The organism is Azospirillum agricola, from assembly GCF_020005195.1.
GTDB lineage: Bacteria > Pseudomonadota > Alphaproteobacteria > Azospirillales > Azospirillaceae > Azospirillum > Azospirillum agricola.
Genome location: NZ_JAIFZR010000005.1, coordinates 459,486 through 478,639, shown reverse-complemented (window position 1 = coordinate 478,639; position 19,154 = coordinate 459,486). Strand labels below are relative to the sequence as shown.

Below are 19,154 nucleotides of genomic sequence, written 5' to 3'. Positions count from 1 at the left end.
CGAGCGATGCTTTCTCCCAAGCGCACGAAATACCGCAAGGCCCACAAGGGCCGCATCCATGGCAACGCCAAGGGTGGCACCGACCTGAACTTCGGCGCCTTCGGCCTGAAGGCCCTGGAGCCGGAGCGCATCACCGCCCGCCAGATCGAGGCGGCCCGCCGCGCGATCACCCGTGCGATGAAGCGTCAGGGCCGCGTCTGGATCCGGGTGTTCCCGGACCTGCCGGTGTCGACGAAGCCCGCCGAAGTCCGCATGGGCTCCGGTAAGGGCACGCCGGAATACTGGGCGGCGCGCGTCAAGCCGGGCCGCATCCTGTTTGAGCTGGACGGCGTGCCGGCGGATGTGGCAAAAACCGCCTTCGCTTTGGCGGCTGCGAAGCTGCCGATCAAGGTCAAGCTGGTGACCCGCCTCGGCGGTGTCGAGGAGGGCGCGGCATGAAGGCCGTAGACATTCGTACGAAGAGCGCGGATGAGCTGAACGATCAGCTCATCCAGCTCAAGAAGGAACAGTTCAACCTGCGTTTCCAGAAGGCCTCCGGCCAGCTGGAGAACACGGCGCGGGTGAACGTGGTGCGTCGCGACATCGCCCGCATCAAGACCATCATCGGCGAGCGCGCCCGCGCCGCCGACGCCGGCAAGTAAGGGGGTAATTTCAATGCCTCGCCGCGTTATGCAGGGCACGGTGGTCAGCGACAAGGGCGACAAGACCGTCACGGTTCTCGTCGAGCGCCGCGTCATGCACCCCGTGTACAAGAAGTTCATTCGCCAGTCGAAGAAGTACGCCGCCCACGACGAGGGCAACCAGTTCAAGGTCGGCGATACGGTTTCGATCATCGAATGCCGTCCGATCTCCAAGCGCAAGCGTTGGACGGTCGTGATCGAAGCGGCCGCCGACACCGGCGCCGCGTGATAACGAAAGGTCATAAACCATGATCCAGATGCAAACCAACCTGGAAGTCGCCGACAACAGTGGGGCGCGCCGGGTGCAGTGCATCAAAGTGCTTGGCGGGTCCAAGCGGAAGGTTGCGACCGTGGGCGACGTCATCGTCGTCTCGGTCAAGGAAGCCATTCCGAAGGGTCGCGTCAAGAAGGGCGACGTGCATCGTGCCGTCATCGTCCGCACCGCCAAGGAACTGCGCCGTGACGACGGCTCGGCGATCCGTTTCGACCGGAACGCCGCCGTGCTGATCAACAAGCAGGGCGAGCCGATCGGCACCCGTATCTTCGGGCCGGTCACTCGCGAGCTGCGCGGCAAGAAGTTCATGAAGATCATCTCGCTGGCGCCGGAGGTGCTGTGATGGCTGCCAAGATCAAGACCAAGGACAAGGTCGTCGTCCTGGCCGGCCGCGACAAGGGCAAGACCGGCGAAGTGATCAAGGTCCTCCCCAAGGAGGACCGCGTCGTCGTGCAGGGCGTGAACCTGGTCAAGAAGCACCAGCGTCCCAGCGCCCGCTCGCAGGGCGGTATCGTCGAGTTCGAAGCACCGATCCACGCCTCGAACCTGGCCCATGCCGATCCCAAGGATGGGAAGCCGACCCGCGTCGGCTTCAAGGTCCTTGAGGATGGCCGCAAGGTGCGTGTCGCCAAGCGGTCCGGCGAAGTCATCGACCTGTGAGGACCCGGGCATGACCGCACGTCTCAAAGAAGTTTACGATTCCAAGATCCGCGCCGCTCTGAAGTCGGAATTCGGCTACAAGAACGACATGGAGATCCCGCGGATCGAGAAGATCGTGATCAACATGGGTGTCGGCGAGGCTGTTGCCGACTCCAAGAAGATCCAGCTGGCCGTCGCCGAGATGACCGCCATCGCCGGCCAGAAGCCGGTGGTGACCAAGTCCCGCAAGTCCATCGCCCAGTTCAAGCTGCGCGAAGGCATGGCGATCGGCTGCAAGGTCACGCTCCGCCGCGACCGCATGTACGAGTTTCTGGACCGTCTGGTGACGATCGCTCTGCCGCGTGTCCGCGACTTCCGCGGCATTCCCGGCAACAGCTTCGATGGTCGTGGCAACTATGCCATGGGCGTCAAGGAGCAGATCATTTTCCCGGAAATCGATTACGACAAGATCGATCAGATCCGCGGAATGGACATCATCATCGTCACCTCGGCGAAGACCGACAAGGAGGCCAAGGCTCTCCTCAAGGCCTTCGACATGCCGTTCGTGAGCTGAGGCTGGAGCACGACCATGGCTAAGACCAGTTCCATCGAAAAGAACAAGCGTCGCGCCCAGCTGGCCAAGCAGTACGCCAACAAGCGTGCCAAGCTGAAGGCCATCGCCAGCGACAAGACCCTCCCGCCGGAAGAGCAGTTCGCCGCCCGCCTCAAGCTGGCCGAACTGCCGCGCAACTCGTCGAAGACGCGTCTGCGTAACCGCTGCGAACTCACCGGCCGCCCGCGCGCGTTCTACCGGAAGTTCAAGCTGTGCCGCGTCATGCTCCGCGAACTGGCCTCGACCGGCCAGATCCCGGGCATGACCAAGTCTAGCTGGTAAGGAGGGTCGAGGAATGTCTTTGAGCGATCCGCTCGGCGATATGCTGACCCGCATCCGCAACGGTCAGCACGCCCGCATGTCCGTTGTGGTGTCCCCGGCGTCCAAGCTGCGCACCAATGTTCTCGAAGTGCTGAAGCGCGAGGGTTTCATCCGCGGTTATTCCGAGGAAGAGCTGCGCCCCGGCGTGAAGAACCTGAAGATCGAGCTGAAGTACCACGAAGGCGAGCCTGTCATTAAGCAGATCGCCCGTGTGTCCAAGCCCGGCCGCCGCGTCTATTCGAAGATCGCCGACCTGCCCCGCGTGTTCAACGGGCTCGGTCTGTCGATCCTGTCGACTCCGCGCGGCGTGATGTCGGACAACGAGGCCCGCGCTGCCAACGTCGGCGGCGAAGTCCTCTGCCGCGTGTTCTAAGGGGGATTCGCGATGTCGCGCATTGGCAAGCATCCTGTGGCGGTCCCGGCCGGCGTTGACGTGAGCGTCAACGGCCAGCTGGTGACGGCCAAGGGCAAGCTGGGTTCGCTCAGCCTGACCCTGATCGACGACATCTCGGCCTCGCTGGAAGACGGCAAGGTCGTGGTGAAGCCGGCAAACGACAGCAAGCGGGCCCGCACCATGTGGGCCACCTCGCGCACCCTGATCAACAACATGGTCACCGGTGTCAGCCAGGGCTACACGATCAACCTCGAGATCAACGGCGTCGGTTACCGCGCGTCCGTGCAGGGCAAGGAGCTGGTCATGCAGCTCGGCTTCTCGCACGACGTGAAGTACCCGATCCCGGAAGGCATCGCCATCAAGTGCGACAAGCCGACCGCGATCTCGGTGTCGGGCTACGACAAGCACAAGGTCGGTCAGGTCGCCGCGGAGATCCGCGGTTGGAAGAAGCCCGAGCCCTACAAGGGCAAGGGCATCAAGTACGAGACCGAGACCGTCCTGCGCAAGGAAGGCAAGAAGAAGTAACCGCCATGCTGAAGCCAAAGCAACTCAACGAGCGTCGCAAGCAGCGCGTTCGCACGCAGATTGCCAAGAAGGCCGGCGGGCGCGTTCGCCTCTCGGTCTTCCGGTCGAATCTGCACATCTATGCCCAGCTCATCGACGATGCCAGCGGTCGCACGCTGGCGTCGGCCTCGTCGGCCGAGAAGGATCTGCGCGAGCAGCTCAAGCACGGCGGCAACGTCGAGGCGGCCAAGCGCATCGGCGGCCTGATCGCCGAGCGCGCGAAGGCGGCGGGCGTCTCCGAGGTCGTCTTCGACCGCGGCGGCTACATCTACCATGGCCGGGTCAAGGCCCTGGCCGACGCCGCCCGCGAGGGCGGGCTGTCGTTCTAAGGAGCCCCGGATATGGCACGTGAACAAGGCGGTCGGGACAACCGTGACCGTCAGCCGCGCGAGCGGGAAGAAAGCGAGCTGATCGAAAAGCTCGTCGGGATCAACCGCGTCGCCAAGGTGGTGAAGGGTGGCCGTCGCTTCGGCTTCGCCGCTCTGGTCGTGGTTGGTGACGGCAAGGGCCGCGTCGGCGTCGGATCGGGCAAGGCCCGTGAAGTGCCGGAAGCGATCCGCAAGGCGACCGACCAGGCGAAGCGCGGCATGATCCGCGTTCCGCTGCGCGAAGGCCGCACCCTGCACCACGACTCCAACGGCCACTTCGGTGCCGGCAAGGTTGTGCTGCGCGCCGCCCCGGCGGGTACCGGCATCATCGCCGGCGGTCCGATGCGCGCGATCTTCGAGGCTCTCGGCGTCCAGGACGTCGTGACCAAGTCGATCGGCACGTCGAACCCGCACAACATGATCAAGGCGACCTTCGACGCCCTGACCCAGGTCACCAGCCCGCGTTCCGTCGCGGCGCGCCGTGGTCGTCGTGTGAGCGACATCCTCGGCCGTCGCGAGGCGGGCGCCGGTCAGGAGGCCTGATCATGACCGAGAAGAAGACCGTCGTCATCACCCAGACCGGCAGCCCGATCGGGCGCAAGCACGATCAGCGCGAGACGCTGGTCGGCCTGGGTCTCAACAAGCTGCACCGGACCCGCGAGCTGGAGGACACTCCGGCCGTGCGGGGCATGATCGCCAAGGTCGCGCACCTGGTCCGCGTCGAGAACGAGGGCTGATGCCATGACCAAGCTCAACGATCTGCGTGACAACGCCGGTGCCCGCAAGGCGCGCATGCGCGTCGGTCGCGGCATCGGCTCCGGCAAGGGCAAGACCGCGGGCCGCGGCGTGAAGGGTCAGACCTCGCGCACCGGCGTCGCGATCAACGGCTTCGAAGGCGGGCAGATGCCTCTGCACCGCCGCCTGCCGAAGCGCGGCTTCCGGAACATCTTCGCCAAGGAATATTCGGTGGTGAATCTGGGCCTGGTCCAGAAGGCCATCGACGCCGGCAAGCTGAACGCCGGCGAGACCGTGGACGCCGCGGCCCTCCAGGCCGCCGGTGTCACCGGCCGGGTGAAGAAGGACGGTGTCCGTCTGCTCGGCAAGGGCGCGCTGACCACGAAGGTTGCCTTCGTCGTCGCCGGCGCGTCCAAGTCGGCCATCGAAGCGGTCGAGAAGGCGGGTGGCAGCGTCACGCTGCCCGCGCCCGCCGCCGACGAAGCCGCCGAGTAAGGTGCCCGCTCGGGCTACCGCTCTTGCGCGGCGGCCCGGGCGGCACTAAAAGAAGCGAAGTCGCGAGGGGCGGCCTGCGTCATGCAGTGCCGCCTCTTTGCACGTATGGGCTCGCACACACGGGACAGGGATCGCACCATGGCATCAGCGGCCGAGCAGCTTGCCGCCAACATCAATTTCGGGGCGTTCTCCAAGGCGACCGAGCTGAAAAAGCGGATTTGGTTCACCTTGGCGGCCCTGATCGTCTACCGGCTGGGCACCTACATCCCGATTCCGGGCATCGACCCGCAGGTTTTGCAGGATGTGTTCAAGCAGCAGGGCGGCGGCATCCTCGGCATGTTCGACATGCTGGCGGGTGGCGCGCTGAGCCGCATGACCATCTTCGCGCTCAACATCATGCCCTACATCTCGGCCTCCATCATCGTGCAGCTGCTGACCGCCGTGTCGCCGCAGCTCGAGGCGATGAAGAAGGAAGGCGAGTCCGGGCGCAAGAAGCTGAACCAGTACACCCGCTTCGGCACGGTGGCGCTCGCCACGGTTCAGGCCTACGGGCTGGCGGTCGGCATCGAGGCGATGCGCGGCTCGACCGGCGCGGCGGTCCTCGATCCCGGCCTCTTCTTCCGCATCGCCACCGTCATCACGCTGGTCGGCGGCACCATGTTCCTGATGTGGCTGGGCGAGCAGATCACCGCGCGCGGCATCGGCAACGGCATCTCGCTGATCATCTTCGCCGGCATCGTCGCGGAACTGCCGCGCGCGCTGGTGAACACGCTGGAACTTGGCCGCCAGGGCGCGCTGTCGACGATCTTCATCATCATCATGCTGCTGATGGCGGTCGGCGTGGTGTTCTTCATCGTCTTCATGGAGCGCGCCCAGCGCCGTCTGCTGGTGCAGTACCCCAAGCGCCAGGTCGGCAACCGGGTGTTCGGCGGCGAGGCTTCGCATCTGCCGCTGAAGCTGAACACGGCCGGCGTCATTCCGCCGATCTTCGCGTCGTCGCTGCTGCTGCTGCCGCTGACCGCCGTCGGCTTCGCCGGTGGCGAGGGTCCGGAATGGCTCCAGGCGGTGTCGCGCTATCTGGCGCACGGAACGCCGCTCTACATGGCGCTCTACGCCGCGATGATCGTGTTCTTCTGCTTCTTCTACACGGCCATTGTGTTCAATCCGGGCGAAACGGCCGACAACCTGCGCAAGTATGGCGGCTTCATCCCCGGCATCCGCCCTGGCAAGAACACCGCCGACCACATCGACTACGTGCTGACGCGCCTGACGGTGATCGGTTCGGCCTACCTTGTGGCGGTTTGTCTCCTGCCCGAAATCTTGATTTCCCAGCACTCCGTTCCGTTCTATTTTGGCGGCACCAGCCTGCTGATCGTGGTCACGGTCACGATGGACACGGTTGCGCAGATTCATTCCCACCTGCTGGCGCACCAGTATGAGGGTCTGATCAAGAAATCGAAGCTTCGGGGGAGAAAGTAATGAACCTGATACTGCTCGGTCCGCCGGGCGCCGGGAAGGGGACCCAGGCGCGCCGTCTGGAGGACAGCCGCGGACTGATCCAGTTGTCGACCGGCGATATGCTCCGCGCGATGGTCGCGGAGGGTGGGCCGCTCGGCCAGCAGGCCAAGGAGATCATGTCGGCCGGCAAGCTGATGCCGGACGACCTGATGGTCAGCATGATCGGCGAGCGGATTTCCAAGCCGGACGTCACCAACGGTTTCATCCTCGACGGTTTCCCGCGCACCGTGGCCCAGGCCGAGGCGCTCGACGCCATGCTGGCGGAGAAGGGGCTGAAGCTCGACCATGTGATCGAGATGCGCGTCGTCGACGCGGTCCTGGTCGAGCGCGTCACCGGCCGCTACACCTGCGCCAAGTGCGGCAAGGGCTATCACGACGTCTTCGAGAAGCCGAAGGTGGCGGGCGTCTGCGACAGCTGCGGCGGCACCGAGTTCAAGCGCCGGGCCGACGACAACGCCGAGACGGTGACGACCCGGCTCGGGCAGTATCACCAGCAGACCGCGCCCATCCTGCCCTATTACCAGGAGCGGGGCGTGCTGAAGACGGTGGACGGCATGGCCGACATCGACGAGGTGACGCGACAGATCGAGGCGATCCTCGCCCCCTGACGGGGCGGATCGCCGGTCCGGCATGAGAAAAGGCCGCAGTCCCTTGCCGGGACTGCGGCCTTTTCGTTTGCGGGAAACCGCGCCGGCCGGGGGGCGGTCGGCGGATCAGTCGGCGCCGGGCGTCGGGAGGCCGTCGGCCGTCGGATTGCCGGTCATCGCGTGGTAGCGGGCGAGCACCCAGCCGAGATGGGCGGTGACGGCCGCCGCCGCCGCCTCGGCGTCGCGGCGGGCGATGGCGTCGTGGATGGCGCGGTGATGGTCGATCATCAGCGCCTCGTGGTTCTCCATGTAAGGCTCGGTGTGGTTCAGCTCGACCATGTTGCCGAGGATGTCGCGGATGGTGGAGAGCAGGTGCAGATAGACCGGGCTGCCCGACGCCTGGGCGACCGCGAGGTGGAAGTCCATGTCGTCGGCGGCCCGGCCGCCGTCGCCGCCGGTCTCGCCCATCGCCGCGAGGATGCGGCCGATGTTGGCGATCTGCTCCGGTGTCGCGCGTTCGGCGGCGCGGCGCGCGGCCCAGCTTTCCAGCGCCATCCGCATCTCGACGAGATCGCAGAGATTGTCGTGCTTGCTGCGCACCATGGTGGTCAGCGCGCCGTCCATCACCCCGGCCGACGAAACCACCCGCGTACCGCCGCCCTGGACGGCGGTCAGGAAGCCCTGGGTCTTCAGCTTTTGCAGCGCCGCGCGCACCGAGACGCGGCTGACATGGAGCTGCTCGGCCAGTTGGCGCTCGCCGGGCAGGCGCTCGCCCGGCACCAGCTCGCCGCGCGCGATGCGGTCGAGCAGCTGCTGCGCCACCCATTCCGAAATGCGTTGCGAGGAGGAGGGGACGTGAGCGCTGTCGTCGGTGCCGGGCACGGAATCATCCCCTTACTTCATAAGCCAAAGACGGTACCCGTAGCGGTCCGCAGGGGCGGGGTCAACCGTTGAACCGGAAGATCTCGGTCGCCGATTCGCAGGGCTTCGAGGGCCGCCGTCGGGCCGTCGGCATGCCCGGTGGATCGTTCCGGCATCGGCCGGAGGGAGGTCTCCAGAGGGTTCGACGGCCGCGGCGTCAGCGCGGCCGGATGCGCTGGAGCGACACGGCCTCGTCGTCCTCGCTGCCGTACTCGTCGTAATGGATGGGGCATCGGCCGTCGCCGCGGAGGGGCCCCTTGACCGTCGCCGGGTACCAGTCGCCCTTCCACTGCACCTCGACCCGCATGCCGCGGCGGCAGAGCGACCGGTCGTCCGGGGCGGCCGGTGCCGCCGGCACCGACATCGGACCGCCGGTCATGGCGGCGGGCGGCGCGGCGGCGAGCGCCGGGGCGGTGGCGGCCGGCGGCTGGTCGCAGAAGGCGGTGCAGACCTTCTGGGCGATCACCTGACCGCCGCAGACGCTGCCGAAGCAATCGCGGTAGTCGGCGTCGCACCGCTGCTCGCAACTGTTGGCGCCGCAGGCGTAGGTGTTCTCGAAGCTGCTGATGCTCCGCTTGATCGGTTTCTTTTCCGCCGTCTGCCGCTCCACATAGGCCTGGTATTCGTAGAGCGCGCGGGAACGGGCTTCGTTCAGGCAGGATTGCTGGCCGATGGTGCAGGTCTGGCGGCAGATGCTGCGGTTCTGCTGGCACTGGCCGACGCAGTTGCGCCCCTCGATCGAGGTCGGCGGGATCAGGCTGTACTGGGTGTCGTAGATAGGGCCGCAGGCGGTGAGCAGCGCCAGAAGACCAAGGCACAGAAGCAGCAGGCGGCGCATCGAGGGAGGACTCCCGAAGGTGTGGGACGACAGTAGCAGCTCGCCGTCCGGCCTACCACCTTTGCCCGCGCTTCCGCTCCCGTTGCGGGTTGCGCTAGGCTGGCGCATGGCTTCCTCCTTTCCTCACGGGGCCGAGGCCGGGCAGGGTCCCGCCAGCCCCGACACCACCCCTGGCCCCGCCGCCCACGCCCATCCGGTGACGGCGCCGACCCCGCCGCGCGCCGCGCCGGCGGCGCCGCTGCTCGGCCCCGGCGACCCGCCGCCGGCGACCGTGCTCAACGCCGACGCGCGCGGGCCGCTGCTGCTGGTCTGCGACCACGCGTCGCGCGCCATTCCGCAGGCGCTCGGCGATCTCGGGCTGCCGGAGGAGCAGCTCTGCCGCCACATCGCCTACGACATCGGCGCGGCGGAACTGACCCGGCGGCTGGCGGAGCGCTTTGGGGCGATGGCGGTGCTGTCGGGCTATTCGCGGCTGGTCGTCGATCCCAACCGGCATCTGGAGGACGCCACCGCGATTCCGGTGGTCAGCGACGACGTGGTGATTCCCGGCAACCGCGCGCTCGACGCCGCGGCGCAGGCCCGGCGGATCGACGCGATCTTCCGGCCCTACCACGACGCCGTGGCCGCCGCCGTGTCGACGATCCGGGAACGCGGGCAGGTGCCGGTGCTGCTGTCGGTCCACAGCTTCACGCCGGCGATGCGCGGCGTCGCCCGGCCCTGGCACATCGGCGTGCTGTGGGACCGCGACCCGCGCCTGCCGCTGCCGCTGCTCGAGGCCCTGCGCGCCGACGGGCGCTGGGTGGTCGGCGACAACGAGCCCTATTCCGGCCGTGGCACGCTGGGCGGAACGGTGGAGACGCACGCCACCCCGGCCGGCTACCCCAACGCGCTGCTGGAGGTGCGGCAGGATCTGATCGCCACCCTGGAGGGCGTCGATCTCTGGGCGCGGGTTCTCGGCGACGCGCTGGAGCCGTTGCTGTCGCTGCCGTCCCTCGCCTCGATCCGTCATTACCCGCGGGCCTGACCAGATGGAACCGTCCTTCACCCTGGGGCTGGAAGAAGAGTATCTGCTGGTCGACCGGCGCACGCGCGACATCGTGCCCAGCCCGCCCGACGAGATGCTGGAAGCCTGCCAGGAGCAGGCCCCCGGCCGCATCCACCCCGAATTCCTGCGCTGCCAGATCGAGGTCGGCACCCCGGTCTGCGCCACCCTGGCGGAGGCGCGCTCCGAACTGGCGGCGCTGCGCGCCACGGTGGCCGGGGTGGCCGGCCGGCATGGTCTGGCGCCGATCGCCGCCTCGACCCACCCCTTCGCCGCCTGGGAGCCGCAGAAGCACACCAACCGCGATCGCTACAACATGCTGGCGCGCGATCTCGGCGCCCCGGCGCGGCGGCTGATGATCTGCGGCATGCACGTCCACATCGGCATCGAGGACGACGACCTGCGCGTCGACCTGATGAACCAGGTCCGCTATTTCCTGCCGCATCTGCTGGCGCTGTCGACCTCCTCCCCCTTCTGGCGCGGGCGCGACATGGAGCGGCGCTCCTACCGGCTGTCGGTGTGGCACGAACTGCCGCGCACCGGCATGCCGGCCGGCTTCCAGAGCTACGGCGAGTACCAGAGCCACGTCGCGGCGCTGGTGAACGCCGGGGTCATCGAGGACGCCAGCAAGCTGTGGTGGGACATCCGGCCCTCGTCGCGCTTCCCGACGCTGGAGATGCGGATCACCGACATCTGCACCCGGCTGGACGACGCGGTGACGGTGGCGGCGCTCTACCGCTGCCTGCTGCGCATGCTGTGGCGGCTGAAGCTGCGCAACGCGACGTGGCGGCCCTACAAGAACATGCTGATCGAGGAGAACCGCTGGCGGGCGCAGCGCTACGGGCTCGACAGCGGGCTGGTCGATTTCGGCCAGGGACGCATCGTGCCGTACCCCGACCTGCTGGAGGAGATCATCGAGCTGACCCGCGAGGACGCCGAGCATTTCGGCTGCGTCGCCGAGGTCGGGCGGGCGCGGGACATCCTGGCGCGCGGCACCAGCGCCCACCGGCAGATCGCCACCTACCGCGCCGCCCTGGAGTCCGGCGCCACCGAGGCCGAGGCCTTGCAGAGCGTCGTCGACTGGCTGGTCGAGGAGACGATGGTCGGGGTCGACGCGGGGGTGGGGCAGCCCTCCTGACGCGTCTCCGGCCGCCGCGCCGCTCGCTTCGCTTGACGCGCGCGTCATGTCTCCATACGCTCCCGCACCGTCAACACCGTCCAAAGCGGGTTGAACAGGGCAGGCAAACAAGAAGAGGGTCGCTCATCGCAAGCGGCCCTCATTTGTTTGGCCCAATCGACGAAGGGGAGGGGGAGCGAGCATGGCCGACGCCAAGTTCCTGAAATTCGACACGCAGAGCCTGCACGCCGGACAACGGCCCGATCCCGCCACCGGGGCGCGGGCGGTGCCGATCCATTTGACCACCTCCTACGTCTTCCAGGACGTCGATCACGCCGCCGCCCTGTTCAACCTGGAGCGGCCCGGCCACATCTATTCGCGCATCTCCAACCCCACCGTCGCGGTGCTGGAGGAGCGGCTGGCGACGCTGGAGGGCGGCGTCGGCGCCGTCTGCACGGCGAGCGGCCAGGCGGCGCTCACGCTGGCCATCATGACGCTGATGGACGCCGGCGGGCACATCGTCGCCTCCTCCTCGATCTACGGCGGCAGCCGCAACCTGCTGGCCTACACGCTGCCGCGCTTCGGCATCACCACCACCTTCGTCAGTCCGCGCGACCTCGACGGCATCCGCGCGGCGATCCGCCCAGAGACCCGGCTGGTCTTCGGCGAGGTGCTGGGCAACCCGGGGCTGGAGGTGCTGGACGTCCCGGCCGTCGCCGCCATCGCGCACGACGCCGGGGTGCCGCTGCTGATCGATTCGACCTTCACCACCCCGTATCTCTGCCAGCCCCTGAAGCATGGCGCCGATCTGGTCATGCATTCCTGCACCAAGTGGCTGGGCGGCCACGGTGTCGCCATCGGCGGCGTGATCGTCGACGGCGGTACCTTCGACTGGGAGGCGTCGGGCAAGTTCCCGACCCTGACCGAGCCCTACGCCGGCTATCACGGCATCGACTTCGCCGAGGAATACGGCCCGTCGGCCTTCGTCATGCGCGCCCGCGCCGAGGGGCTGCGTGACTTCGGCGCCTGCCTCAGCCCGATGAACGCCTTCCAGATCCTGCAAGGCGTCGAGACGCTGCCGCTGCGCATGAAGGGGCACATCCACAACGCCCGCAAGGTGGTCGGCTTCCTGGAGACCGAGCTGGGTTCGGAGAAGGGGGCCGTCGCCTGGGTGTCCTACCCGGAGCTGGTCGACCATCCCGACCACGCGCTCGCCGCGCGGCTGCTGCCCAAGGGCGCCGGCTCGATGATCGCCTTCGGCATCCGCAGCCATGGCTCCGGGGGCGGGCGCGAGGCCGGCCGCCGCTTCATCGAGGCGCTGACGCTCTTCTCCCACCTCGCCAACGTCGGCGACGCCAAGTCGCTGGTCATCCATCCGGCCAGCACCACCCACGCCCAGCTCGACGCGGCGGCGCTCGCGGCGTCGGGCGTCGGCGAGGACATGATCCGCATGTCCATCGGGCTGGAGGATTGCGACGACCTGATCGACGACCTGAAACAGGCGCTGCGCGCCGCGACCAAGGGCTGAGCCGGACCATGGAGCTGACCGTCAACGGACATTCCGTCTTCGCCCACACCGGCGGGCGTCCCTTCGATCCGGCACGCCCGGTGGTGGTGCTGATCCACGGCGCCGGCATGGATCACACGGTGTGGAGCCTGCAAAGCCGCTTCCTCGCCCACCACGGGCGCTCGGTGCTGGCGGTCGATCTGCCGGGCCATGGCCGCTCCCGCGGCGAGGCGCTGGGCGGCATCGCCGAACTGGCCGACTGGCTGCCGGCCCTGCTCGACGCCGCCGGGGTGTCGAAGGCGGCGCTGGTCGGCCATTCGATGGGCGCCCTGGTGGCGCTCGACGCCGCCGCCCGCCACGCCGACCGGGTCGAGGCGGTCGCCCTGCTCGGCGTCGCCGAGCGCATGCCGGTCCATCCCGACCTGCTGGCGGCGGCCTCCGCCGGGGAACCGTCGGCCGTCGAGCTGGTGATCGGCTGGGGCCATGGCCCGCGCGGCCATACCGGCGGCAACCCGACGCCGGGTCTGGCGCTGATCCCCGGAAGCCGCCGCCTGATGGGGAGCGTGACCCCCGGCGTGCTCGGCGTCGATCTCGCCGCCTGCAATGCTTACGTGCAGGGTTCGGAGGCGGCGGAGCGGCTGTCCTGCCCGGCTCTGTTCCTGTTGGGCGCGCTCGACCGCATGACGCCGGCCAAGGCCGGCCGGTCACTGGCTTCCCGCGTCAAGTCGTCACAAGTCGTCACCATTCCGGCCGTAGGTCACATGGTGATGACCGAAGCACCCGATGCGACGATCGACGCGCTGACACCTTTCCTCGGGTTGCGGCGGGGGTGACCGTTTTTTCCGTGAGCGGGAATGTCAGCGGTGACATGAACCGTTAATCTTTGCCGGGTTAGTCTGGACATGGCTCTTCCGGGGCCGTTCCGGACCATCGGGACGGCGGTGCGGCGCCGGGCAGGGCGGGGCTTCCAGACGTTGCCAACCCGGAGTGCGTGTCGTGCAAGTCAACGAGCAATCGGTTCGCGCCCTGATGCGCAACGCCCGTGACGTGGCGGCCGTGGTGTCGCCCGCCGGGGTCGTGCTCTACGCCAGCGATGCGGCGATGCGGGTGCTCGGCTATCCGGCGGACCGGCTGGTTGGTACCTTCCTGATCGATCACGCCCATCCCGACGACCGGGCCGAGGTGCTGCGCCGGATGACGGCGCGGCTGGAAGGGCCGGCCGGCAGCTCCGGCAGCGCCGTCTTCCGTTTCCGCCACGCCGACGGCCGCTGGCTCCGGGTCGAGGCCGTCGGCTACAACCAGCTCGACGAGCCGGCGATCCGCGGTCTGGTGCTCAACGTCCGCGACGTCACCGAACAGCTCGACACCGCCGACCGGCTGCGCGCCAGCGAGGCCCGCTATCAGACGCTGGCCGAATCGGCGCCGGTCGGCATCTTCCAGACCGACGCGGCCGGCGGCATCGTCTTCGCCAACGCCCGCTTCGTCTCCATCACCGGCCTGACGCCGGACGGCGTGCTGGGCGACGGCTGGCTGTCCGCCGTCCATTCCGACGACCGGGCGCTGGTCGAGGCCGACTGGCGGCGCGGCCTGACGGGGCAGGGGGCCGAGGGGGGGGAAGGGGGCGAGGCGCTCGCGACGCTCCTTCTGGATTTCCGCTTCCACGATCCCCGCGCGGCGGTCGACATGCCGGTCCTCTGCCAGCGGGTCCGGCTGGGGGACGGCAGCGGCTTCATCGGCACCGTCACCGACGTCAGCGAGTATGTCCGCACCGCCAACGCCCTGCTGGTGTCGGAGGCGCGGACCAAGGCCATCCTCGACGCCGCCGCCGACGCCATCCTGACCATGGACGAGAACGGCATCGTCCGCAGCTTCAACCGGGCGGCGGAGGAGATGTTCGGCGTCCCGGCGGCCGACATGCTGTGGCGACCGCTCGACGCCCTGATGCCGGCGGTGCATCTGCTGGAGGAGGATGGGCAGCGCGCCGCCTTCGCTCCCGGCCAGACCACGGCGGTGATCGCGCGGGCGCGCTGCGTCACGGTCCAGCGCGCCGACGGCACCCCCTTCCCGGTCGAGCTGTCGGTCAGCGCCAGCGAGATCGACGGCCGCCGCCTCTACACCGGCATCATCCGCGACGTGACCGAGCGCCGCCGGATCGAGGCCGAGATCATCGCCGCCAAGGAGGCGGCGGAGGCGGCCGACCGCGCCAAGTCGGTCTTCGTCGCGACGATGAGCCACGAGCTGCGCACCCCGCTGAACGCGGTGATCGGCTTCGCCCAGTTGATGGAGATGCGGCTGCGCGACCCGGCCTCGCTCGACCGCTGCATCGAATACACCAGCTCGATCCGCCAGTCGGGCGAGCAGTTGCTGGCGATCATCGACGACATCCTCGACATGGCGCGGGTCGAGGCCGGCGGGCTGGTGCTGGCGGCGGGGCCGGTCGACCTTTCGGCCCTGGTGACCCAGACGGTGGCGCAGATGGAGTTCCAGGCGGCGCGGGTGTCCGTCGCGGTGGAGCAGCGCTGCGACGGCGACCTGCCGCCGATCCGCGGCGACGAGCGGCGCCTGCGCCAGGCCCTGTGCAACCTGCTGTCCAACGCCATCAAGTTCAGCCATCCCGACGGAGTCGTGACGGTGTCGGCCGGCCTCGCGGCGGATGGCGGGGTGGAACTGGTGGTGCGCGACCATGGCATCGGGCTGGAGCCCGGCGATATTCCCAAGGCGTTGGCCGCCTTCGTCCAGCTCGACCAGTCGATGACCCGGCGCTACGAGGGGCTGGGGCTGGGGCTGCCGCTGAGTCAGCGCCTGATCGAGGCGCATGGCGGCACGCTGACGCTCGACAGCCGTCCGGGGGAGGGCTGCACCGCGACGATCCGTCTGCCGGCCTCGCGGATCATGACGCTGGACGAGCTGCTGGCCGGGGGGTGAGCGCGGTTCGGCTGGTTCTTACAAATGCAAAAAGCGGCGCCCCGGTGATCCGGGGCGCCGTCGTTGTGTCGGCAAACCCTGTGCGCGTGCGTTACGCCGCCTGCTGGGTCAGCGCCGGAGCCGCCTCGTTCGCCTCGATCCGGGCCGGCGCGGCCTGGGCCGTGTCGATGCGGATGGTGCGCGGCTTCATCGTTTCGGGTACCTCGCGCGCCAGCTCGATGTGCAGAAGGCCGTTCAGAAGCGACGCGCTCGACACTTTGATGAAGTCGGCCAGCTGGAAGCGGCGCTCGAACGCGCGCCCGGCGATACCTCGGTAGAGGAATTGGCCGGTCGCCTCCTCCTTCTTAGCTTTCCCAGTAACGGTCAACGAGTTCTGATGGGCGGTGATGGTGAGGTCGTCCAGGCCGAAACCGGCGACGGCCATCGTGATCCGGTACGAATCCTCGCCCATCTTCTCGATGTTGTAGGGCGGGTAGGACGCGGCGGCCTCGTCGCCGGTGGTCGCGGTCTCCAGCAGACGCGACAGGCGGTCGAAACCGACGGTGGAACGGAACAGCGGCGAAAGGTCGTAGCTGCGCATGACATATCCTCCGAAAGAGCGATACAGCGTGTGGGAACCACCAAAATGGTCGGGTCCCGTTGCGAAATACGGTGGACCCCGTATGGGCGCCCGCCGATGAGCGAGAGATAAGATCCCGCTTTTGGGGTTCAAGAGGGGGGCGAAAAATGCCGAACGGTCCGTCCGGGGATGTGGGCGGGGTTGTGAGGCGTCGGTCGCCCACCCATTCTTAAACAGTCGCGGCGAGGCTCGCGCGTGAGCCGGGCGTCCGCAGGAGGGGTACGGCTGTGATGGTTTCGCACACCTTCTTCTTCAATGGTCCGTACGACGAGACCATGGCGCTTCTGATCGAGGCCCGGAACTACATCGCCTATTACGATGTGTCGGAGCATCGGAAGCTGTCGCCCCAGGTGCGATTGCAGATTTCCTACGAATCGATGCGGGTGACCAGCCGGCTGACCCAGGTGATGGCGTGGCTGTTGGCGCAGAAGGCGGTGCACGCCGGGGAGATCACGCGGGAGCAGGTGGCGGGCGGCGACTTCTCGCTGACCGGCGGCGAGATCTGCTCCGACCCGTCCGGCCCGGACAACGAGGATCTGCCGGCCGGGCTGCGCAGCCTGCTGGAGCGCAGCCACAATCTCTACATGCGGATCGACCGCCTGGACAGCATGCTGCGCGCCGACGTTCAGCGCGCCGCCGAGGCGGAGGCCGCGGTCGGCTGAGCCGCCGCCGGCTTGGACAGGCGGCTCGAACACGAAAAGGGCGCCCGACGGATTCGGGCGCCCTTTTCGTGTGCGTCGAACAAGCTTACTTCTTGAGGCCGAAACCGGCGAAGCGCTTGTTGAACTTGGCGATCTGCCCGCCGGTGTCCAGCAGCTTCTGGACGCCGGTCCAGGCCGGGTGCGACTTCGGGTCGATGTCGAGGCGCAGCGTGTCGCCCGGCTTGCCCATGGTCGAACGGGTCTTGAACGAGGTGCCGTCGGTCATGACGACGTTGATCTCGTGGTAATCGGGGTGAATGTCAGTCTTCATGGCCGGGTTTCCTGCTAAACGAGCGCGGTCTATAGCAAAACGGCCCCGCCGATGCAACCCCGATCCGCCGCGGTTTCGCGCGCGCGGGCGGGCGTTTCGGCGCGCCTTGGCTTGTTGGGGGATACACCCCTTGCTATATGCCAGCGGTCCGCGTCCATGCCGCGCGTCGCTTCCTCCCATCGCCCTACGGGAAATCCGGTGTCTCGTCGATCCTCCTCCGCCGCGAACGGCGACACGCAAGACGCCCCGGCCGATGGCCGCCGGCGCGATCTCGGTCCTCTGCGCCGGCTGATCCCCTTCCTGCTGCCCTACAAATGGCGGATCGCCGGGGCGCTGGTGGCGCTGACGGTCGCCGCCGGCACCGTGCTGGGCATGGGGCAGGGCATGCGGGTGCTGGTCGACCAGGGCTTCGCGGCCGGCGACACGACGCTGCTCGACCGCGCGCTGCTGGTGCTGCTGGGCGTCATCGCCCTGATGGCGGCGGCCACCTACAGCCGCTTCTATCTGGTGAGCTGGATCGGCGAGCGGGTGGTCGCCGACATCCGGCGCGCCGTCTACGACCATGTGCTGACGCTGTCGCCCGGCTTCTTCGAGACGACCAAGACCGGCGAGATCCTGTCGCGCCTGACCACCGACACCACGCTGTTGCAGGTGGTGGTGGGCTCCTCGGCCTCGATCGCGCTGCGCAACCTGCTGATGTTCCTGGGCGGCACCGGCATGCTGCTGGTCACCTCGCCCAAGCTGACCGGGCTGGTGGCGCTGGTGGTGCCGCTGGTGGTGGCCCCCATCGTGCTGTTCGGCCGCCAGGTCCGCAAGCTGTCGCGCGACAGCCAGGACCGCATCGCCGACGTCGGTTCCTTCGTCGAGGAGACGCTGGCGGCGATCCGCACCGTCCAGGCCTACACCCACGAGGCGATCGACCGGGCCCTGTTCGGCCGGCGGGTCGAGGAGGCGTTCGACGTCGCCATCCACCGCGTGCGGGTGCGGGCGCTGATGACGGTGATCGTCATCGTGCTGGTGTTCGGCGCGGTCGGCATCATCCTGTGGATCGGCGGGCACGATGTGGTGTCGGGACGGCTGACTCCGGGCGAGCTGTCCGCCTTCGTCATCTATTCGGTGGTGGTCGCCGGCTCGGTCGGCGCGATCAGCGAGGTGATCGGCGACCTCCAGCGCGCCGCCGGGGCCACCGAGCGGCTGTTCGGCCTGCTCGCCGTCGAGTCGGAGATCCGTCCGCCCGCCGCCCCGCTGGCCCTGCCGTCCCCGGCCAGGGGCGCGCTGTCCTTCGAGTCGGTGCGTTTCCACTACCCGTCGCGCCCCGACTGGGCGGCGCTGGAGAAGTTCTCGCTGGACGTCCGTCCGGGCGAGCGGGTGGCGCTGGTCGGCCCGTCCGGCGCCGGCAAATCCACGGTGTTCCAGCTTCTGCTGCGCTTCTACGACCCGCAGGCGGGATCGGTGCGGCTCGACGGTGTGGACGTCCGCGCCGCCGATCCGGTGGAGGTGCGGCGGCGTCTGGGGCTGGTGGCGCAGGATCCGGTGATCTTCTCGGCCAACGCCTGGGAGAACATCCGCTACGGCCGGCCCGACGCGAGCGACGCCGAGGTGCGCGCGGCGGCGCAGGCGGCGCACGCGCTGGAGTTCCTCGACGCGCTGCCCGAGGGGTTCGACACCTTCCTCGGCGAGAAGGGCGTGCGGCTGTCGGGCGGCCAGCGCCAGCGGCTGGCCATCGCGCGGGCGATCCTGCGCGACCCGCCGGTGCTGCTGCTCGACGAGGCGACCAGCGCGCTCGACGCCGAGAGCGAGCGCATGGTGCAGGACGCGCTCGACCGGCTGATGACCGGACGCACCACGCTGATCGTGGCGCACCGTCTGGCGACCGTGCTGACCGCCGACCGCATCGTCGTCATGGACCAGGGCCGCGTCGTCGAGACCGGCACCCATGCGGAGCTGGTGGCCCAGGGGGGGCTCTACGCCCGCCTCGCCGCCCTGCAATTCGACCGGGCGGAGGCGTGAGCCTCCGCAACGCCC

Annotated in this window: 26 protein-coding genes; 22 read left to right on the top strand and 4 right to left on the bottom strand. The window is 68.5% G+C overall.

Translation table 11 applies throughout. From position 1 onward, the window contains the following. The first annotated feature begins 6 nt into the window (after positions 1–6). The 15 genes from rplP (at position 7) to JN22_RS17140 (ending at position 7,209) form a co-directional block, all read left to right on the top strand. A complete protein-coding gene (gene rplP / locus JN22_RS17210; RefSeq protein WP_085555129.1) occupies positions 7–438 on the top strand; it encodes a 50S ribosomal protein L16 in 432 nt (143 codons plus the stop codon). Then, entirely contained in the window at positions 435–641 is a 207-nt protein-coding gene (gene rpmC / locus JN22_RS17205; protein WP_085555128.1) for a 50S ribosomal protein L29, read from the top strand. The genes rplP and rpmC overlap by 4 nt, the downstream gene beginning before the upstream one ends. A gap of 13 nt (positions 642–654) precedes the next feature. Further along, complete coding sequence (gene rpsQ, locus JN22_RS17200) at positions 655–909, top strand: 30S ribosomal protein S17 (RefSeq protein WP_085555127.1); 255 nt, start codon at positions 655–657, stop codon at positions 907–909. A 19-nt stretch (positions 910–928) separates the two neighbouring features. Continuing rightward, complete coding sequence (gene rplN / locus JN22_RS17195; protein WP_085555126.1) at positions 929–1,297, top strand: 50S ribosomal protein L14; 369 nt, start codon at positions 929–931, stop codon at positions 1,295–1,297. Next, positions 1,297–1,614 (top strand): 50S ribosomal protein L24, encoded by a 318-nt coding sequence (gene rplX, locus JN22_RS17190; protein WP_085555125.1) that lies wholly within the window; start codon positions 1,297–1,299, stop codon positions 1,612–1,614. Before rplN ends, rplX begins: the two co-directional genes overlap by 1 nt. A 10-nt stretch (positions 1,615–1,624) precedes the next feature. Continuing rightward, a complete protein-coding gene (rplE, locus tag JN22_RS17185) occupies positions 1,625–2,167 on the top strand; it encodes a 50S ribosomal protein L5 (protein ID WP_085555124.1) in 543 nt (180 codons plus the stop codon). Positions 2,168–2,182: 15 nt separating this feature from the next. After that, positions 2,183–2,488, top strand: a complete 306-nt coding sequence (gene rpsN / locus JN22_RS17180; protein ID WP_085555123.1) for a 30S ribosomal protein S14 — start codon at positions 2,183–2,185, stop codon at positions 2,486–2,488. 13 nt (positions 2,489–2,501) lie between these two features. Continuing rightward, positions 2,502–2,900, top strand: a complete 399-nt coding sequence (rpsH, locus tag JN22_RS17175; protein WP_085555122.1) for a 30S ribosomal protein S8 — start codon at positions 2,502–2,504, stop codon at positions 2,898–2,900. A gap of 12 nt (positions 2,901–2,912) precedes the next feature. Continuing rightward, positions 2,913–3,446, top strand: a complete 534-nt coding sequence (gene rplF, locus JN22_RS17170) for a 50S ribosomal protein L6 (RefSeq protein WP_085555121.1) — start codon at positions 2,913–2,915, stop codon at positions 3,444–3,446. Positions 3,447–3,451: 5 nt separating this feature from the next. Next, positions 3,452–3,814, top strand: coding sequence for a 50S ribosomal protein L18 (rplR, locus tag JN22_RS17165; RefSeq protein ID WP_085555120.1), 363 nt, complete (start codon positions 3,452–3,454; stop codon positions 3,812–3,814). Between the two features lie 12 nt (positions 3,815–3,826). Then, positions 3,827–4,396, top strand: a complete 570-nt coding sequence (rpsE, locus tag JN22_RS17160; protein ID WP_085555119.1) for a 30S ribosomal protein S5 — start codon at positions 3,827–3,829, stop codon at positions 4,394–4,396. 2 nt (positions 4,397–4,398) lie between these two features. Continuing rightward, positions 4,399–4,590 carry a 50S ribosomal protein L30 gene (rpmD, locus tag JN22_RS17155; protein ID WP_085555118.1) on the top strand — a complete coding sequence of 64 codons (192 nt, stop codon included), beginning with the start codon at positions 4,399–4,401 and terminating at the stop codon, positions 4,588–4,590. 4 nt (positions 4,591–4,594) lie between these two features. Then, the gene (gene rplO / locus JN22_RS17150) at positions 4,595–5,083 is read left to right on the top strand and encodes a 50S ribosomal protein L15 (RefSeq protein ID WP_085555117.1); all 489 of its coding nucleotides are present in this window, start codon (positions 4,595–4,597) and stop codon (positions 5,081–5,083) included. Between the two features lie 138 nt (positions 5,084–5,221). After that, positions 5,222–6,562 (top strand): preprotein translocase subunit SecY, encoded by a 1,341-nt coding sequence (gene secY, locus JN22_RS17145; RefSeq protein WP_085555116.1) that lies wholly within the window; start codon positions 5,222–5,224, stop codon positions 6,560–6,562. Beyond that, the gene (locus JN22_RS17140) at positions 6,562–7,209 is read left to right on the top strand and encodes an adenylate kinase (RefSeq protein WP_085555115.1); all 648 of its coding nucleotides are present in this window, start codon (positions 6,562–6,564) and stop codon (positions 7,207–7,209) included. The genes secY and JN22_RS17140 overlap by 1 nt, the downstream gene beginning before the upstream one ends. A 105-nt stretch (positions 7,210–7,314) precedes the next feature. On the opposite strand, the gene JN22_RS35235 is transcribed toward JN22_RS17140, so the two are convergent. Next, a complete protein-coding gene (locus JN22_RS35235; protein WP_085555114.1) occupies positions 7,315–8,070 on the bottom strand; it encodes a FadR/GntR family transcriptional regulator in 756 nt (251 codons plus the stop codon). A gap of 196 nt (positions 8,071–8,266) precedes the next feature. Further along, entirely contained in the window at positions 8,267–8,947 is a 681-nt protein-coding gene (locus tag JN22_RS17130) for an MBT domain-containing protein (protein WP_085555113.1), read from the bottom strand. Positions 8,948–9,053: 106 nt separating this feature from the next. On the opposite strand from JN22_RS17130, the gene JN22_RS17125 reads away from it, so the two are divergent. The 5 genes from JN22_RS17125 (at position 9,054) to JN22_RS17105 (ending at position 15,538) form a co-directional block, all read left to right on the top strand. Beyond that, positions 9,054–9,971 (top strand): N-formylglutamate amidohydrolase, encoded by a 918-nt coding sequence (locus JN22_RS17125; RefSeq protein WP_085555112.1) that lies wholly within the window; start codon positions 9,054–9,056, stop codon positions 9,969–9,971. Positions 9,972–9,975: 4 nt separating this feature from the next. Further along, positions 9,976–11,127, top strand: a complete 1,152-nt coding sequence (locus JN22_RS17120; RefSeq protein ID WP_085555111.1) for a carboxylate-amine ligase — start codon at positions 9,976–9,978, stop codon at positions 11,125–11,127. Positions 11,128–11,308: 181 nt separating this feature from the next. After that, positions 11,309–12,634, top strand: coding sequence for an O-acetylhomoserine aminocarboxypropyltransferase (locus JN22_RS17115; RefSeq protein ID WP_085555110.1), 1,326 nt, complete (start codon positions 11,309–11,311; stop codon positions 12,632–12,634). Positions 12,635–12,642: 8 nt separating this feature from the next. Next, entirely contained in the window at positions 12,643–13,446 is an 804-nt protein-coding gene (locus JN22_RS17110) for an alpha/beta fold hydrolase (RefSeq protein ID WP_085555109.1), read from the top strand. Positions 13,447–13,609: 163 nt separating this feature from the next. Then, positions 13,610–15,538, top strand: a complete 1,929-nt coding sequence (locus tag JN22_RS17105; protein WP_223677768.1) for a sensor histidine kinase — start codon at positions 13,610–13,612, stop codon at positions 15,536–15,538. A 91-nt stretch (positions 15,539–15,629) separates the two neighbouring features. Here JN22_RS17105 and JN22_RS17100 read toward each other — a convergent pair whose 3' ends face one another. Next, a complete protein-coding gene (locus JN22_RS17100; protein ID WP_085555107.1) occupies positions 15,630–16,118 on the bottom strand; it encodes an Hsp20 family protein in 489 nt (162 codons plus the stop codon). Between the two features lie 269 nt (positions 16,119–16,387). Here JN22_RS17100 and JN22_RS17095 point away from each other — a divergent pair, with 269 nt between their 5' ends. Continuing rightward, positions 16,388–16,819 carry a DUF1465 family protein gene (locus JN22_RS17095; RefSeq protein WP_085555106.1) on the top strand — a complete coding sequence of 144 codons (432 nt, stop codon included), beginning with the start codon at positions 16,388–16,390 and terminating at the stop codon, positions 16,817–16,819. Between the two features lie 85 nt (positions 16,820–16,904). On the opposite strand, the gene rpmE is transcribed toward JN22_RS17095, so the two are convergent. Continuing rightward, positions 16,905–17,129, bottom strand: coding sequence for a 50S ribosomal protein L31 (gene rpmE / locus JN22_RS17090; RefSeq protein WP_085555105.1), 225 nt, complete (start codon positions 17,127–17,129; stop codon positions 16,905–16,907). A gap of 198 nt (positions 17,130–17,327) precedes the next feature. On the opposite strand from rpmE, the gene JN22_RS17085 reads away from it, so the two are divergent. Next, entirely contained in the window at positions 17,328–19,139 is a 1,812-nt protein-coding gene (locus JN22_RS17085; RefSeq protein ID WP_143268345.1) for an ABC transporter transmembrane domain-containing protein, read from the top strand. Positions 19,140–19,154 lie beyond the last annotated feature (15 nt).

What these genes read in the sequence shown, in the direction of transcription:
- rplF (WP_085555121.1), top strand. Translation starts at nt 2,913, where the DNA reads ATGTCGCGCATTGGCAAGCATCCTGTGGCGGTCCCGGCCGGCGTTGAC.
- secY (WP_085555116.1), top strand. Translation starts at nt 5,222, where the DNA reads ATGGCATCAGCGGCCGAGCAGCTTGCCGCCAACATCAATTTCGGGGCG.
- rpmC (WP_085555128.1), top strand. Translation starts at nt 435, where the DNA reads ATGAAGGCCGTAGACATTCGTACGAAGAGCGCGGATGAGCTGAACGAT.
- rplE (WP_085555124.1), top strand. Translation starts at nt 1,625, where the DNA reads ATGACCGCACGTCTCAAAGAAGTTTACGATTCCAAGATCCGCGCCGCT.
- rpsH (WP_085555122.1), top strand. Translation starts at nt 2,502, where the DNA reads ATGTCTTTGAGCGATCCGCTCGGCGATATGCTGACCCGCATCCGCAAC.
- rpsQ (WP_085555127.1), top strand. Translation starts at nt 655, where the DNA reads ATGCCTCGCCGCGTTATGCAGGGCACGGTGGTCAGCGACAAGGGCGAC.
- JN22_RS17120 (WP_085555111.1), top strand. Translation starts at nt 9,976, where the DNA reads ATGGAACCGTCCTTCACCCTGGGGCTGGAAGAAGAGTATCTGCTGGTC.
- rpsN (WP_085555123.1), top strand. Translation starts at nt 2,183, where the DNA reads ATGGCTAAGACCAGTTCCATCGAAAAGAACAAGCGTCGCGCCCAGCTG.
- JN22_RS17115 (WP_085555110.1), top strand. Translation starts at nt 11,309, where the DNA reads ATGGCCGACGCCAAGTTCCTGAAATTCGACACGCAGAGCCTGCACGCC.
- rplO (WP_085555117.1), top strand. Translation starts at nt 4,595, where the DNA reads ATGACCAAGCTCAACGATCTGCGTGACAACGCCGGTGCCCGCAAGGCG.
- rplR (WP_085555120.1), top strand. Translation starts at nt 3,452, where the DNA reads ATGCTGAAGCCAAAGCAACTCAACGAGCGTCGCAAGCAGCGCGTTCGC.
- JN22_RS17100 (WP_085555107.1), bottom strand. Translation starts at nt 16,118, where the DNA reads ATGCGCAGCTACGACCTTTCGCCGCTGTTCCGTTCCACCGTCGGTTTC.
- JN22_RS17095 (WP_085555106.1), top strand. Translation starts at nt 16,388, where the DNA reads ATGGTTTCGCACACCTTCTTCTTCAATGGTCCGTACGACGAGACCATG.
- rplN (WP_085555126.1), top strand. Translation starts at nt 929, where the DNA reads ATGATCCAGATGCAAACCAACCTGGAAGTCGCCGACAACAGTGGGGCG.
- rplP (WP_085555129.1), top strand. Translation starts at nt 7, where the DNA reads ATGCTTTCTCCCAAGCGCACGAAATACCGCAAGGCCCACAAGGGCCGC.
- JN22_RS17110 (WP_085555109.1), top strand. Translation starts at nt 12,643, where the DNA reads ATGGAGCTGACCGTCAACGGACATTCCGTCTTCGCCCACACCGGCGGG.
- JN22_RS17130 (WP_085555113.1), bottom strand. Translation starts at nt 8,947, where the DNA reads ATGCGCCGCCTGCTGCTTCTGTGCCTTGGTCTTCTGGCGCTGCTCACC.
- rplX (WP_085555125.1), top strand. Translation starts at nt 1,297, where the DNA reads ATGGCTGCCAAGATCAAGACCAAGGACAAGGTCGTCGTCCTGGCCGGC.
- rpmD (WP_085555118.1), top strand. Translation starts at nt 4,399, where the DNA reads ATGACCGAGAAGAAGACCGTCGTCATCACCCAGACCGGCAGCCCGATC.
- JN22_RS17125 (WP_085555112.1), top strand. Translation starts at nt 9,054, where the DNA reads ATGGCTTCCTCCTTTCCTCACGGGGCCGAGGCCGGGCAGGGTCCCGCC.
- JN22_RS17140 (WP_085555115.1), top strand. Translation starts at nt 6,562, where the DNA reads ATGAACCTGATACTGCTCGGTCCGCCGGGCGCCGGGAAGGGGACCCAG.
- rpsE (WP_085555119.1), top strand. Translation starts at nt 3,827, where the DNA reads ATGGCACGTGAACAAGGCGGTCGGGACAACCGTGACCGTCAGCCGCGC.
- rpmE (WP_085555105.1), bottom strand. Translation starts at nt 17,129, where the DNA reads ATGAAGACTGACATTCACCCCGATTACCACGAGATCAACGTCGTCATG.